General features: G+C 46.5%; 14 protein-coding genes and 1 pseudogene. 7 read left to right on the top strand and 8 right to left on the bottom strand.

Features of this window, described 5'->3' with window-relative positions:
* A partial coding sequence (locus tag CVT49_08115; protein ID PKK83477.1) for a hypothetical protein occupies window positions 1-1,340 on the bottom strand: 1,340 nt, incomplete at its 3' end.
* Between the two features lie 780 nt (window positions 1,341-2,120).
* On the opposite strand from CVT49_08115, the gene CVT49_08120 reads away from it, so the two are divergent.
* The 6 genes and pseudogenes from CVT49_08120 (at window position 2,121) to CVT49_08145 (ending at window position 7,710) form a co-directional block, all read left to right on the top strand.
* The gene (locus tag CVT49_08120) at window positions 2,121-4,235 is read left to right on the top strand and encodes a hypothetical protein (protein PKK83478.1); all 2,115 of its coding nucleotides are present in this window, start codon (window positions 2,121-2,123) and stop codon (window positions 4,233-4,235) included.
* Window positions 4,236-4,372: 137 nt separating this feature from the next.
* On the top strand, window positions 4,373-4,873 hold the full coding sequence (locus tag CVT49_08125) for a hypothetical protein (protein PKK83479.1): 501 nt from the start codon (window positions 4,373-4,375) through the stop codon (window positions 4,871-4,873).
* Between the two features lie 34 nt (window positions 4,874-4,907).
* On the top strand, window positions 4,908-6,356 hold the full coding sequence (locus tag CVT49_08130) for a glutamate--tRNA ligase (GenBank protein PKK83480.1): 1,449 nt from the start codon (window positions 4,908-4,910) through the stop codon (window positions 6,354-6,356).
* Between the two features lie 230 nt (window positions 6,357-6,586).
* Window positions 6,587-7,090 carry a hypothetical protein gene (locus CVT49_08135; protein ID PKK83481.1) on the top strand — a complete coding sequence of 168 codons (504 nt, stop codon included), beginning with the start codon at window positions 6,587-6,589 and terminating at the stop codon, window positions 7,088-7,090.
* Between the two features lie 18 nt (window positions 7,091-7,108).
* Window positions 7,109-7,216 (top strand): annotated as a pseudogene (locus CVT49_08140) (reverse rubrerythrin).
* Between the two features lie 8 nt (window positions 7,217-7,224).
* A complete protein-coding gene (locus CVT49_08145) occupies window positions 7,225-7,710 on the top strand; it encodes a peroxiredoxin (GenBank protein PKK83482.1) in 486 nt (161 codons plus the stop codon).
* 72 nt (window positions 7,711-7,782) lie between these two features.
* Here CVT49_08145 and CVT49_08150 read toward each other — a convergent pair whose 3' ends face one another.
* Window positions 7,783-8,343: a hypothetical protein gene (locus CVT49_08150; protein PKK83483.1), complete on the bottom strand. Its 561-nt coding sequence runs from the start codon at window positions 8,341-8,343 to the stop codon at window positions 7,783-7,785.
* A 292-nt stretch (window positions 8,344-8,635) separates the two neighbouring features.
* Entirely contained in the window at window positions 8,636-10,339 is a 1,704-nt protein-coding gene (locus tag CVT49_08155; protein PKK83523.1) for a glutamine--tRNA ligase, read from the bottom strand.
* Between the two features lie 257 nt (window positions 10,340-10,596).
* Here CVT49_08155 and CVT49_08160 point away from each other — a divergent pair, with 257 nt between their 5' ends.
* A complete protein-coding gene (locus CVT49_08160) occupies window positions 10,597-11,676 on the top strand; it encodes a quinolinate synthase (protein ID PKK83484.1) in 1,080 nt (359 codons plus the stop codon).
* A 54-nt stretch (window positions 11,677-11,730) separates the two neighbouring features.
* On the opposite strand, the gene CVT49_08165 is transcribed toward CVT49_08160, so the two are convergent.
* Genes CVT49_08165 through rsmI form a run of 5 tightly spaced genes read right to left on the bottom strand, consistent with a single transcriptional unit; the run spans window position 11,731 to window position 15,860 of the window.
* The gene (locus tag CVT49_08165; GenBank protein PKK83485.1) at window positions 11,731-12,633 is read right to left on the bottom strand and encodes a hypothetical protein; all 903 of its coding nucleotides are present in this window, start codon (window positions 12,631-12,633) and stop codon (window positions 11,731-11,733) included.
* Window positions 12,605-13,456, bottom strand: a complete 852-nt coding sequence (locus tag CVT49_08170) for a hypothetical protein (GenBank protein PKK83486.1) — start codon at window positions 13,454-13,456, stop codon at window positions 12,605-12,607. The genes CVT49_08165 and CVT49_08170 overlap by 29 nt, the downstream gene beginning before the upstream one ends.
* 14 nt (window positions 13,457-13,470) lie before the next feature.
* On the bottom strand, window positions 13,471-14,259 hold the full coding sequence (gene lgt, locus CVT49_08175) for a prolipoprotein diacylglyceryl transferase (GenBank protein ID PKK83487.1): 789 nt from the start codon (window positions 14,257-14,259) through the stop codon (window positions 13,471-13,473).
* The gene (locus CVT49_08180) at window positions 14,240-15,154 is read right to left on the bottom strand and encodes a hypothetical protein (GenBank protein ID PKK83488.1); all 915 of its coding nucleotides are present in this window, start codon (window positions 15,152-15,154) and stop codon (window positions 14,240-14,242) included. The genes lgt and CVT49_08180 overlap by 20 nt, the downstream gene beginning before the upstream one ends.
* Window positions 15,147-15,860, bottom strand: coding sequence for a 16S rRNA (cytidine(1402)-2'-O)-methyltransferase (gene rsmI, locus CVT49_08185; protein ID PKK83489.1), 714 nt, complete (start codon window positions 15,858-15,860; stop codon window positions 15,147-15,149). The genes CVT49_08180 and rsmI overlap by 8 nt, the downstream gene beginning before the upstream one ends.
* Window position 15,861 lies beyond the last annotated feature (1 nt).

Consider the following 15,861-nt stretch of genomic DNA (forward strand, 5'->3'; position numbering starts at 1 on the left):
AGACTCATTTCGTTCCAGGCGCCGCCGGTACAGGTGCTGTCATTGATGTCTTCGTCGGCAATATCCCAGTTGGCATCCTTCACCGTTCTGATTTCATTATTGGTCTCATCCCAGTGAAGCATACGCGATCCCCAGAAATAGGTATAGGTTCCGAGACCGCCCTCGACTCCGGTCGGATCAATAATACGAGCGGGCCAGAGAATATGGAGAATGTCGTCGGTATCAATCAGAACCGACATATCGCCATGGCCAAGGAAACCGCCCTTGGTAGAATCATAAGCGGTCATGTTGGTCTTGGCGCTCCATGAGGCGCCCATATTGGTCGAAGTCATATAATAAATATCATTGATTCGCTGGTTGACACCCAGACCGGGGTCGACCCAGTTACGGACATTGGATTCCGGATCGCCGGGATAGGCGCCCGGAGGAGCCTGCCAGACCAGAGCTACCTTGCCGCTGGTACGCGAAGCGGTAACACTCTGACCAATGACAGCGACGGTATCGATGACCTTCGGGGGATAATCCCAGGCGCCGAGAGTATCGGAACCGACTCTTCTGAAATAAGTGATAATCGAAGGTCTAATGGTATTCGTCGACTGCTCCGAGAAAACGTGAGTCACGGTATCGCCGTCAAAAACATGATATTCCATCTGCGGCCAAATAATTTCATAATCGCCGAGGGCGATATCAGCAGGTGAAATTCCATATTTCATTACCGAATCAGGGACTCTTCTCTTGTAGGGGGAGAAGAAACAGGAGGCCACGTCAAAATCATACCAGACGGTCGATGCATAACCGGCGCCATCGTCATGATGGTTGCCGATGACAACCTTGCCTTCGGTATCGACATCCAGGCCGACGTAACCGGAATAGTTTATGCCGGGGCCGCTGCGCGGATGAATATCGCAACCGCCGCCGACGCCTTCAAATGTGAATGATCCCAGACCGGCATCATACATTTCATATCCGGTTCCACGATCCAGACTGGTTTGAACCATGGTGGTCGCTTTCATCCAAATCATATGCATATTTTGGGTGCCGCGCCAGTCAATCTGCCGGTTCATACGCGTATTGCTCTGAAGATCGTATGTGGTAATACCGACCTGAATACCGGGCGAAGCGGCCTGCCCGCCGTCAAAACCCAGAGTGCCATCACCGGTGGGCGTGGCATAACCAACCAGACGTTCGCCGCCGGCTAATTTAGTCTTGGAATTCTTGGTGATATATTCCCTGTACTTCCAGACATTGTTATCGGCAGTCTTTGCAGCAAAGACACTAAGTGCCATAAAGGCGACAATTAACAAGGAGAGTATGATAATTGCCGATAATCTCTTTGTCATTCTTTTTCTCCTTTCGAAGACCTCAACATTAAGTTCCCAACTTATCTCCTGCGAGAATCAGTCATTAAAAAGTAACAAGTATTAAAGATTGTTAATGAACCATATTTTCATGGTTCCAAACGTACCTTTCTCTTACCCGGCAATCACCTCCTTACTATGATCCAAAAAAAATGAGGTTAAAGTCAAGCTCCTGTTTACTCAATAATTTTTTTTACTTCCGGCTTAACCACTGAAGTAATTTAACAGTAGTTCGTGGCATCAAACAACCCACCGCCCAAAAAAACATTGCCCGACCATCGCTGACATTTAATCAGCAAGTGAGGTAATTTGCAAGATGATTAAATATATCACGCAACCGAATTTATGTCAATAATAAAAATTCCAAAATGTTCCAAAACATTGATAGTAATATAAGAGATTTGGAGACATCGTCGTAGTTATTGCGTTTAAAACACACGGTGCCGCCGGAAAACCGACGACACCGTCTTGGGAGGGATATTAGGTCACCGGAATTATAATAAATAAAATAAAAAAAGGAAATGATTTTTTATGACATAACTTTGATTTTTCAACTTTTTAAGGCTATTAATTGGACTTCCAGCCAAATTTCATTCAAAAATCTCAAAAAATCGGGCCAATTCAGAGCCAAATGCCAATCACCAAATTAAACTTGACAAGACGCCGTATAAATGGTTGTTTGCAAAGCAAATAAAGGCAAACCGGCGCGGCATCTGTGTCCGACGGCAATTAGTATTTATGTGATCTGAGAAAGGACCTTAAATGAACGGTCTTGAATACATTTTTAGGCCCAAATCGGTTGCCGTCATTGGCGCCTCCGCCCGCAAGGGAACTATCGGGCGGGAAATTCTTCATAACTTGATTGTCAACGAATTCAATGGTAAGGTCTTTCCGGTTAATCCGAATTACGATGTCATACATTCGATTAAGTGTTATTCGACAATTCTGGACGTTCCTGATGCTGTCGATCTGGCTATTATGGTGGTGCCCAGGGATGCGGTTCCGGATATGGCCGAAAAATGTGGTAATAAAGGGGTTCGCGGTATGGTCGTAATTTCAGCCGGCTTTAAGGAAGTCGGCGGCCATGGCATAGAACTTGAAAATAAACTGATCGAAATTTGTCGGAAATATAGAATAAGGATGATCGGCCCCAATTGCTATGGCGTCATTAACACTGATCCCGATTATCGCTTGAACTGTACCTTTGGCAAGACAGCGGCCCTGCCCGGAAATGTCGGTTTTATATCGCAATCCGGCGGACTGGGCGAAGCTATCCTGAATCACGCCCGGGAACTCGGACTCGGTTTTTCGATGTTTGCCTCAATCGGCAACAAGGCCGATATTTCGGCCAATGATATTCTCAAATATTGCAAGGATGATCCGCGGACAGAAGTTATCCTCCTGTACCTTGAGAACTTCGGTAATCCCCGGCGTTTCACCAAAATAGCCAGAGAAATATCCCGAACCAAACCGATAGTGGCGGTTAAATCGGGCAGAACCCTGCAGGGGGCAAGAGCGGCCTCATCACATACCGGCGCCCTGGCCGAACTTGATGTGGCGGTTGATGCTCTGTTCGATCAATGCGGGGTAATGAGGGTATCATCGGTAGAAGAAATGTTTGATGTCGCATCGGCTCTTGCCAACCAGCCCATTCCCAAAGGGAATCGGGTTGCGATCGTTTCCAATGCCGGCGGCCCGGCGCTTCTTGCCACCGACGCGCTGGTCGGTTTGGGTTTGCAGTTGCCGCCTTATACCGGCGAGACCAAAAGGAAGTTGAAAAAAGCTCTTTCAGGACAAGGCGATGTAAATAATCCGCTTGACCTCATTGCCGGAGCCGGAGGGCAATCATTCAAGGCTGCTTTAAGCGTTGTCAAAGATGATAAAAACTATGACAGCATAATGCCGATCTTTGTCCCTCCTGTTACTATTAACCAGATGGAAGTGGCTAATTCGATCCTTGATGGCATAAAAGGCACCAATAAGCCGGTCCTGGCATGCTTCATGGGGGCCGGTGAAGGATCGCAGGCCGTTGAATATCTTAAAAAGAACGGAATACCGGTATATCAGTTTCCTGAGGCCATTGCCAATACTTTGTCTCATCTGGACTTACATCGAAAATGGTTGGACCGCCCCCTGGGGAAATACAAAAGCTTCCGGGTCAATAAGGAACAGGTCCAAAATATTATCAATAGCACCCTGAAAGCCGGCCAAAAGAGTATCGTCGGGGAGACCGCCCTTGAAATTCTGACTCATTACGGTATTCCGGCTCCCAGGAACATCATAGCCAATAGTGAAAAGGAGGCGGTCGCTGCCGCGGAGGAAATCGGCTACCCGGTCGTCGTTAAGATTAACACGCCCATCATTTTGCACAAAACCGAATTTGGCGCAGTCGTGGTCGATCTACGGACAAGCAAGGAAGTAAAAGCTGCCTTCAACGATTTGAGAAAGAAAACTGCTGCGGTAGCAAAGAAGGGGAAGCCCGAGAAATTCTCGGTCTTTGTTCAGGAGATGATAACGGGCGGTGTCGAGACGGTCATCGGCATGTCCACCGATGAAGCCTTTGGTCCATTGATTATGTTCGGCTTAGGCGGTATTTATGTGGAAATTCTTAAGGATGTTGCCTTTAGAATCAACCCGCTGAGCGATACCGATGTCGAAGAAATGATCAGCGGTTTGAAATCGTATCCGCTCCTGACCGGATTCCGCGGATCGGAAGCTGTTGACCTGGTTACATTAAAAGAATCTTTGCTCAGACTGTCTCAACTTGTCTCAGATTTTGATATTATTTCCGAGATCGACATCAATCCCTTTATTGCCTGCCGCAAAAAGGGTTGTTCCAAGGCAGTCGATGCCAGATTTATATTAAATGCCCGATGATTGCCGAAAAGGTCGGTAGTTTTATATTGAGCAGCATTGGCAGGGCATTTATATTGTATTTTTTGGCGGCCCGATGAAGAGGCCGCAAGACCTATAATTAAGAGTAGAAATTTATTTGTGTCTAAAGAGGTCAAGCTATGAAACTGGAACTTAAAAGTGTTAGTTATTGGCCACTTTTAAAAGTCTCATTCGTGGTCAACATGATTCTCGGCTTTATTATGGGCCTGTTTATGGCCCTGTTTATGGGGGCTATTCTCAGTCTGGCAGGAACTATGTCAGGCATTTATGGCGGTATGAGCGGTATGGAAGAAGAAATGCCGCCACTGGGCTTATTGATCGTACTATATCCGATACTGGGAGCCTTCTTCGGTGCTATCGTTTATACTATAGTTTTCCTGATACTCGCCTTTATTTATAATATTATGGTAAAGCTGGTTGGCGGGTTGGAATTCGAGTTCGCCGAAGTAAAGATGCAGCCGATGCCATATGCATATCCGCCGCCGCCTCAGAATCAACCCCAATACCAGCCGCCCTATCAGCCTCCGGCGCCACCACCACCGCCGCCACCGGTTAAGCCTCTTCCACCCGATATCCCGCCGCCGACAGACAGCTCCGACAAAGATGAAGAAAGACTTTAATATAGTAATATAATACATGTGAGCACAACACCTTATGACGTCAGAAACAATCAGAGTCAGAATAGCCCCATCACCCACCGGATACCTTCACGTGGGAACTGCCAGAACCGCCATATTCAACTGGCTTTTTGCGAGAAACAGCGGAGGAAAATTCATTGTCCGTATTGAAGATACTGATATCGAACGATCCCAGGCGGATTTAGTCGAACCGATTCTTGACGCTCTCAAATGGCTGGGTCTTGATTGGGACGAGGAACCTTATTTCCAGTCTCAGCGGATGGACAGATATAATCCTTATGTCGAAAGGTTGCTGCAAAGCGCCCACGCCTATCGTTGTTTTTGCACCCCCGAGGAACTCGAGCGGCGGCGCAACGCAGCCATGGCCGCCAAGGAATCGCCCAGTTATAATAAGAAATGCCGAAATCTGTCCGAGCATGAAATTACGGATAATCTTAATAAGGGAATGCCGTTTGCCGTAAGGCTGGCCATTCCCGACGGTGAGACAAGCTATGATGATCTTGTCTCGGGGACAATTACCCGGCAGAATAGCGAAATCGAAGATTTTGTGGTGCTTCGCAATGACGGCCGGGCCGTTTACAATATGGCGGTGGTCGTGGACGACCACGAGATGGCCATTACTCACGTTATCCGCGGCAATGACCATATCAGCAACACTTTCAAACAAGTACACATATACCGGGGACTGGGGCTTGATATTCCCAAATTTGCGCATGTACCGCTGATTCTCAGGCCGGATAAGAAGAAGGTTTCAAAGCGCCTGGGCGATAAGGACGTCGCCGAATACGGCAAGGATGGTATTTTGCCCGAAGCGCTGTTTAATTTCCTTTGCTTGCTGGGATGGTCGCCTAAGGATGACCGCGAGTTCCTGCCCCGCGAGGAATTAATAAGGATTTTCACGCTGGATAATGTCAACCGCGCCAATCCTATTTTCAACGAAGAAAAGTTGCTATCTTTGAACGCCGAGTATATTCGCAGCATGTCGGATCATGATCTGGCGGTAATAGCCGGTCCGTTATTGGTCGAGGCCGGGCACACGACCAAGTACTGGTTGGAAACCAGATGGGACTATTTGCGAAAGGTTGTCGGCCTCTTGAAGGAGAGGTGCCGTCGGACCACCGATTTTGTCAGGTTGAGCGGCTATTTCTTCTTTTCCGATTTTCAATATGATCCCGACGCGGCCAAAAAGACCTTTACACCGGAAAGCAAAGAGTATTTGATAAAACTACTTGAAAAATTCGGAAGTATCGATAAATTCACGAAGGAAAGCCTGGAGGCCGCTTTGAATAACGTCGCCGGGCAAATCGACGTTAAAAAAGGGAAGTTGATACATCCGACTCGATTGGCCGTATCCGGTATTTCGGAAGGACCGGGATTGTATGACATTCTGGAAGCTATCGGCAAAGAGGAGACTGTCAAACGGATTAAAAGAGCCATTGAATTCATAGATAATCAGGAGGGTTGAGCCATGGAACCACGGGAAAAACTGGAAAAAGAGATCGCGGATCTGGAAAAGAAACTGGCTAAGGACCATTTCGGCGGTATTGTCGATCGTGCCGGGCGCAGAAAGAAAGAGGACCACCTGAGAAAACTAAAAAAAGAACTGGAGAAGTTAATTAAAGAAAGTAAATGACCGGGACATGATGAGGACTATCCGGGAACGGTCAGGATAAATAAGTTTTAAGGAGATGATTGATGAGCAATGATGTTTTCAAGGATAAAGCTCTGCTTCTGAAAAGCGCTATAAAGAGCGAGATTGATGGATTCACATTTTATGATCTTTTATCCAAGCAGGCCGCCAATACCGAGGCCAAACGAAGACTCGAGAATTTGCGCAATGACGAGGCCCGGCATCGCGCCACCCTGATAGACATCTATAAAAAGGAAGTCGGCGGCGAAATCGGGGCACTGCCTGATACCGGTATCAGTCCGTTGCAAAAGGCCTTTGTCGGCGGCAAATTGAAAAAATTCAATTCCGAGGTGGAGTATATCAATCTGGCCATCGAGGCGGAACTCGATGCCGTCGAGTTTTACAAAAAAGGTTCCGCTATTATTTCGGATGCCGGCTTCAAGAATATCATGAAGGAAATGGCCGAGGAAGAAAGCGGTCATTATGAGATATTGATGGCCGAGAGAGAAGCGCTCTCCGGGAATTATTTCTGGTTCTCATCCGACGGCACGTCGCCGATGGAAGACTGATAATCGGGAGGGATTCAGATGAAATGGGTCTGTGAAGTTTGCGGCTATGTGCACGACGGGGAAGAGCCGCCCGAGGTTTGCCCCATCTGCGGCGCCCCGACCGATAAATTCTCCAAATTGGAAGAGTAGGGATCATGCCGTTTACATTTAAGAAAAAACTCAAGGTCGGGAGTAAAGCTCCCGACTTTGCTCTGCCGTCGCATCTTGGCGGCAAGATCCGTCTGTCCGATTTCAAAGGCAAAAAAAACGTCCTGCTGGCTTTTTACCCGATGGACTGGACGACTATCTGCACCAACCAGATTCCATCGTATGAACAAGAGTTGCAGCGTTTCGAACGATTCAACACGCAGGTTTTGTCGATATCGGTTGATTCGGTACCGTGCCACCAGAACTGGCAAAAAACGCTGGGGGGGATTACTTATCCGATGCTGGCCGATAATTCACCGCATGGTGAGGTCAGCCGTCGATATGGTGTCCTGACCGAATCTGATTACAGCGATCGGGTGGTTTTCATCATCGACAAAGAGGGTATTATCCGTTTTATAGATCAAATCGGCGTCAAAAACATCCCCGACAACAGCCACATCTTCGAGCAGCTGGCGATAATTAACCGACAATAATCTGATGGTCCGGGTCCACATTTTCAAATGCAGTCGAAGCAATATTTAGTATCCTGTATCACTTATAACATATTAGGACAATTCGGTAAAGCCCATTATACAAACGAAATACTCCTTTCTGACAAGTAGCACCTCAATCCAAAGATCGACTGGCATAAACCCCCTTATGGGTCTATTACACCATCCTTCCCTCAACGGAAATATGAAAACTGTCTCTTCAATAACAGAATTCGTTTTTTTAAATCTAATATCGGGTAAAGACAATACCATGCAGCCAGGTTTCTCTTTGGATCGTTCAATCTGGGATTTTTCCCAATCTATTTCGTAAACAAAATCATTTCGTAATTTCGCAGGAGAATAGATTACGGGATCATCAATATTCGCATAGAATAATGCATATCCCAATGGATATTTTTTCATTAATTCAGAATTATTTGCCTTTTTATATTCACTCATTACCTCGATGATTTCTGATTGATTTGACTTCATCTCATCGGTATCTGATTTCTTGGCGTTAGGATTAAAAAAGCATTCCCACAGTGAAAATATTAATGATAAAATTGCTATAATCGCCCCAAACACAAAAAGTTTGTTCCAAAAATTCAATCTTTTAAATCTACTAATTATATTCATATAACTACTTTCTAAAAATGATTTTGGATCATTTGAATAGGTGTCGATAAGCTATGTATAATCCCAACAAAGGAATATACTATTTTATTTATTTAAATTGCAACAAGAAACCGAAGACATATTTGATCTTGCGGCGTCATAAAGTAGAAAACAATCCGTATTCATTCAATAAGAGCGAATCGAAATCCACCTTTGAGGTGCGTTTGATATGTTTGACTTAATGCTGAATTGTGGATACTTACACTGTAACACCAATTGCGCGTGCCGACATGTATTCGCATGTAAAATATTATTATTCCTTATTCGCCATTTTTGCCCAGGAGTCGCGGAGGCCGACGGTACGGTTGAACACCAGATGCCCCGGTTTCGAATCGACTGAGTCAGCCACGAAATATCCCTGCCGTAAAAACTGGTAAAATTTCCCTGACTCGGCCTTGGCCAGCGACGGTTCCAGCTTGCACCCCTTTAGGACTTCCAGTGATTTCGGATTTACTGTGGCCATGAAATCTTCATCCTCAAGCGGGTTCTCTTTGGTAAAGAGGCTGTCATACAGCCGCACTACGGCATCGAGAGCATGCGCTGCCGATACCCAGTGAAGCGTCCCTTTGACCTTGCGCCCGTCGGGCGCCGAACCGCCGGTAGTTGCGGGGTCATAAGTGCAGTGAAGCTCGACGATATTGCCGTTGGTGTCCTTTATAACACTCTCGCACTTGATAAAGTAGGTGTGTTTAAGGCGCACTTCGCGGCCGGGGGAGAGGCGGAAGAATTTCTTCGGCGGGTCCTCCATAAAATCATCGCGCTCGACATAAATTATTTTCGAAAAGGGCACCTGACGGGTTCCATCGGCCGGGTTTTCCGGGTTGTTGTCCGCCTCGATCAATTCAACTTTATCATCAGGATAATTATCGATAACCACTTTGAGCGGATTCAGCACCGCCATCACGCGCTGTGCACGCAGATTGAGATCCTCGCGCAAAGTATGTTCCAAAAGCGCTATATCGACCATGCTCTCGCGTTTGGCGACGCCAATCCGGTCACAGAAACGACGGACCGCTTCCGGGGTATAGCCGCGTCTTCGCAGACCCGACAGGGTCGGCATGCGGGGATCATCCCACCCGGTAACATGGCCGCCGGTCACAAGCTGGATCAGTTTGCGCTTGCTGACAACGGTATAGGTGATATTAAGCCGGGCGAATTCAATTTGCCGCGGATGATGGATTCCAAGATGTTTGACAAACCAATCATAGAGCGGCCGGTGATCCTCGAAACTTATATCGCACAAAGAATGGGTAATCCCCTCGATAGAATCGGACTGACCGTGCGCCCAGTCATACATGGGATAAATGCACCATTTGTCGCCGGTGCGGTGGTGAGTCGCATGCATCACGCGGTACATCACCGGGTCGCGTAAATTGATATTGGGAGCCGCCATGTCGATTTTGGCGCGAAGCACTTTTGAGCCGTCCGGGAACTCGCCTTTTTTCATTCGCTCCAGCAAATCGAGGTTTTCGTTAATTGGGCGATTGCGATGCGGGCTTTCTTTTCCCGGCTCGGTGAGAGTTCCGCGATATTCCCGGATTTCGTCGGGCGAAAGGTCATCGACATAGGCTTTGCCGTCCTTAATCAGCTTGATGGCCCATTCATAGAGCTGGTCGAAGTAATCGGAAGCATAGAACAGCCGTTCCTCCCAGTCGAAACCGAGCCATTTAATATCCCGCTGCATCGACTCGACATATTCCGATTCTTCCTTGATCGGATTGGTGTCATCGAAGCGCAGATTATATTTGCCGCCATATTTTATGGCGGTGCCATAGTTGATGCATATCGCCTTGGCGTGGCCGATATGAAGATAGCCATTCGGCTCCGGCGGAAAACGTGTGTGTATATGCTTGTTGAACCTGCCGTTTTTGATATCTTCATCGATAAAGTCCCAGATAAAATTACTGGGGGATTCCGGCTCGGCGGCGCTTTCTTTATCTTTTTCTTTGTCTTCCATATTGCTCATATCGTCCAATTTAATAGTAATATTCCATGTTTCAATTTATGTCCGGACGGCAACGGGATAATTTGCCATCCAGGCCAATTTCGAAGCTGTTAATATATCACATACGGTTATTTGATGCAAATAATTTACTATCGGGAACAAAACCCAACAAAATTGATTTTTATTAAATAGTTGTTATATTGTGAGCGGAAATGCGTATATTTGCCAAATTATGGCATTATGGTGTTAATGAGGATGTGATTTAGATCATGTATTTTGCGCTGCCAAAAGAATATCGCGAGGCCACTGGCAATGACCTCAGGGAACGGATAATAGCCGCCAAAGAAAGACTTGGAAAAAGGGCCATTATTCTGACTCATCATTATCAGCGGGTCGAAGTAGTCGAATTCGGTGATGCTATCGGCGATTCCTACGCTTTGTCCCAAATTGCGGCCTCCCAGGATGATGTCGAGTATATCATATTTTGCGGCGTGCATTTCATGGCCGAAGCGGCTTATGTTCTGGCCAAAAAAGGCCAGAAGGTTTTTTTACCCAATCCGCTGGCTGGGTGCCCGATGGCCGACATGGCAGAAATGGCCGATGTCATGGAAGCCTGGAAAACGCTGGAGCATTTCGGCGGAAATGAGCGGATTATGCCTATTTCTTATATGAATTCCGCGGCCGGTTTAAAAGCCTTTGTCGGCGAACACGGCGGTCTTATTTGTACCTCCTCCAATGCCGACGCCGCCTATAAATGGGGTTTTGAACGGCGAGAGAAGCTCTTTTTCTTTCCCGATCAGCATCTCGGATACAATACCGGTATAAAATACGGCCTGAAGCCGGAGGAGATGGTCATCTGGGATTTCTCACGCGAAGAGGGCGGCATGACCAAAGAACAGCTTGATAATGCCCGGGTGATTCTCTGGAAGGGTCACTGTCATGTTCATACCAATTTCAAAGAAGAGCATGTTCATGAAGTGAGGCAGCAATATCCCGGTGTAAAAATAGTCGTCCATCCGGAATGCCCCCACGAGGTGGTCAGACTGGCCGATGCGGTCGGTTCCACCAGTTTTATTGTCAACTTTGTCAGGAAGCAGCCGGCCGGAACGCCGATTGCAATCGGAACCGAAATAAATCTGATTAATCGGCTGGCGCTCGAAAATCCGGATAAGAAGATTTTTGAGTTGTCCGGCCAGGCCTGTCCGGTCTGCGCCAATATGTACAGGACTACTTTAAATGACCTGGCCTATTGCCTTGAGAATCTTGATACTATGAAACAGATAAAAGTTCCCGATCGAATCAGGGCCAATACCCTGCTGGCGCTTCAGCGGATGCTCGAAGTTCACTAAATTCCAGTAATTATCAGGACTCATCTTAAATTAATATTTTGGAGAAATGGCCGGTTACATCGGCTCGACTCCGCCCTTTTTTTCCTTACCGGCAAATAGCTGAATTATCACAACGCCGCCGACAATCAAGGCGCCGCCTAGCCATTCGGTCAAGGTTGGCATTGAGGCCAGAATCGCAAAAGCGAACAGGGCCGTGAACAGCGGGGTTGCCTGAGTCACCAGAGCCGCCCGGGAAATATTAATCCGCTTGAGCGCCTCCATGTAAGTGGCCCGGCCCAGCACCGGCAGCAAAATCGCCGCTGCCAGAATCAGCCAGACCGTCTTGGTGGGAGGAATATAGATCGACTGCCCGCGGGCAAACAGAATTCCCAATGATATAAATACCATGAAGAGATTACGGTAGAACAAAAACCGCCCGGTCCCGAGCCGGGTAATATTTTTCTTAATGATAATTTCGGCGGCAGCAAACATGAACGACGATACAACCATCAAAGTCGCCGCGTGGGAGATGGCCAGATTGGTCTTGTACTTCAGCACCAAAATTCCGACCAATGCGATCATGCCGCCGATAATTTCGAAAGCGCGCAGTCTTTCACTGAGAAGCAGATAAGCCAGCACAACGGTAATAATAACCTCAAAACGCGAAAGAAAGGACACGGTGGCGGGCTCGATCAGCTTAAGCGACATGATAAACAGGTATAAGGCCGAAGTAAACAGCAGCGCGAGAACAAATATCAATCCGAGAGTCTTTATGTCGATAGAGCGGATTTCTTCGCGGTCCTTCGGTCGAAACCAGACATAATTTGAAAAAATGAAGCCGAAAGTGAAGAAAAAGATATTGTAAATTTCGACCGTAATATTTTCGACCGCCACCTTGGCCGGGATATTTCCCAGCCCGCAGACAATGGCGCAGGCCAGCGCATAGAGATCACCGGTGCGATGAGAGGTTAAATTCATCAGAACCCCAGTCTTGACTCTGTAATAAATGGCAATCTTCAATAATTCTAATTACTTCATCCTCTTTCTGAATATTTCTTCCAATATCACCAATAATCTTGGAAACCGCATTTATGGATAATCCCAAGAAAAGTGTAGACCATTCTAATGGCAACGAAATGAGTTCTTTCGAGTCCTCTGGAGATCTAACAGCATTCACCTGTTCAATTGAGGCAGGATTAGAGTGCGTATGCCACGATGTTACATTATAAAATGTCTGATAGAACGACTCGTGGAATCCTGCTAGTATTGTTAGTTCTTTTATTTTCAATCGAGTAAAACTCTTTGCATCTAATATTCCATTTTTTTCCTTTTGTTTAAGCCTGTCAAAATATTTATTGCCAAGGATTTTTTCTTTGTATTCTTTGGATTCATTCTGAAATTCAGAAAGCCGAGGATTCTTGCTTTTTAGCGCTGACAATCCTTTGATTCTTTCCATTATTGAGTGATAACGAAAATAGAGATGAATAAAGTCCTTCTCATCTTTATCAGAAGTGGAGAAAAATAAATAGAAAAAATTTATATAACCTTCGAATAATGTTCTGCACAGAATATGCGCCGAGGAAAAGTCAAATATTTGTCTACCAACAAATGTCCGTATGACATCGTCAACAGAAACTCCTTTCAGGATTTCTTTTAATGAAAAACCTGTAATTACCTGTCTTGTAAGAAATGAACTTGCTATTTCCTGTTCGCTGGTGCATAATTTCCCAGTATTTTTTATGGATTCTATGGCTGAGAACCTCAAAATCCTTAAATAATCCTTATACTCGAAAAAAGCCATGATCTATTGCCAAATTATTTTTTAGGCCGAAATATATATATCCCCAGCCCAAGCAGGAACAGCCCGATTGATATCAGGTGATTGTAAGTCGGCTGCATCCCCAGAATATTCACATGCATTTCGGATTCATAATAGCGGACGTATTCGATACCGTAGCGAAAAACGGCCTCGATCATGAACATCAGCGCTATCACCTGGCCGACAAACTGCCGATTCTTGAGCCGCCAGTGTAGAAATATAAACAGCAGCAACCCGTACAATGAACTGTATAACTGCGCCGGATGAAGATGTTGCGTACCGAAAATATACCATGGTATCGAATGTTCCTGGAAAACCACTCCCCATGGTAATTCGGTCGGCGTCCCGAAACAGCATCCGTTCAGGTAACAGCCGATTCTCGTTATGGCCAGCCCCAAACCGATGGTCGGGGCAAAAATATCGAAGGTATCCAGCACCGACATTTTCTTGATCCGCAGGTATATATAAGATCCCAGAACGGCCAGGATGACGCCTCCGTACATATTCAATCCGGCGATGCCGATGCGATCCGAGTGAAACGGATTAAAAGAATTGGTCCAACTGCCGCTGAATTCATCGAGATGAAACAGCACATATGACAATCTGGCGCCAATGATTCCGGCAAAAACCATAATGTATGCCAAAGTCAAATAAACACCGAAATCCTTTTTCTCTCTACTGGCCATCCGGCTGACATAGTACACACCCAGTAAAAACGAGATTGCCAGCATAACTCCGTACGACCGTATGGCAAAAGCGCCAATCTTAAATAACTCGGGATACATAGCTTACTTTCTTCTTATTTTTTTTCGCGATAGAGTCTTTATCTGCATCAACTATTAAATATCTTTCGGTGACAAACACCGCCGCCAGGGCAATCAAACCGCCCACCACCACATCGGAGACATAATGGTATCTTCCGTAAAATGTCCCCAGGGCCAGTCCGGTCACTACCGGAATGAGAAGTATACCTGCTTTTTTAAAATATTTCAAACAGAAAATCATGATAACCAGTGCCACGCCAAAGTGCGTCGACGGCATGCAGCCGCCGTGAACCGCACCGCGCTGCGCCAGCTCGACCAAAGGGCGAAATATCGGCCCGGTAATTTCATTCATGTATTGTCCTGCAAAATGATAACGAGGCCCTTCGATAGGATACAGGAAAAAAAGCGGGAACGACGTGAAAAAAGTCAGGCATACGGCCGTTATCGAGACTTTGATAAGATGATATTTTTTCATAAAAAACAGGGTGAGGAAATAAACATATATCATCGGATAAAAAGTGAAATACAGCAGACTGAGGACCTCGGTCACCCAGACATTGTTGAGATTGGTATCGAGCCATTTCGTGGGATTGATCCCGAAGATCGAATGCTCGAAGGCGGTCAATTGATAATCGAAAAAATGATTGAATATCAGTCTCATCAATCCGCCGGTTTGCTCATAGAAAACGAGAAACAGCATCGAGGGATAAAGCAGCCTGAAAAAAAGCGCCGTTCGGCTTTGCTCGCCATGAAGATAATGAATGATGGCCAGCGCCAGAACTATGATCGCGATATTGATGGCTATCTCATCGAGATAACCGGCCAGGGGCCGCCCGAAAAAGAGAATGATCAGAGATAGAAAAACCGGATAACCGATCACGAGCCAATCGGACGGGTAAAAATCCTTTCTACTCATCCGACTTCCTTAATTTTCTGCCAAGCCCCTCGATAACCAGAACCATCTCACCTTTGAGTTTTCGTGAACCGGCCGTCTCAAGGATTTCCGACAATGACCCCCGAATGAATTCTTCATATATTTTGGATAATTCCCGCGCAAGACAGGCCTGTCGGTCACCCAGGATTTCGAGCGCATCGGCGACTGTCTTCTCGATGCGGTGCGGTGATTCATAAAAAACAAGCGTGTGTTCCAGCTCTTTCAATTTTTCCAGCCGATTTCTGCGGGCCGCGCCCTTATTCGGCAGAAAGCCCTCGAAGAAGAATCTATCCAGCGGCAGGCCGGAACCGGTCAAAGCCGGTATCAGTGCATTGGCACCGGGAAGAGGCGAGATTCTGATATTGTTTTCAATAGCCGCCCTAATAATTCGAAAGGCCGGATCGGACAAGCCGGGTGAACCGGCATCGGTAATCACGGAGATATTTCCGCCGGAATTCAGAACTTCCAGGAGTTGCGGAAGCCGGCGCTGCTCATTGAAATCATGATAGCTGATCAATTTTTTCCTGATGCCGAAATGCGATAGCAGACGTCCGGACAGGCGGGTGTCTTCACAAGCAATCATTTCCGATTGTTCAAGGCATTCCAGCGCACGGGGCGTTATGTCGCCCATATTGCCGATCGGCGTCGGCACCAGAAACAGCACACCTTTATTTTCAATCTCCGGCATA

This window comes from candidate division Zixibacteria bacterium HGW-Zixibacteria-1 (assembly GCA_002838945.1).
GTDB lineage: Bacteria > Zixibacteria > MSB-5A5 > GN15 > PGXB01 > PGXB01.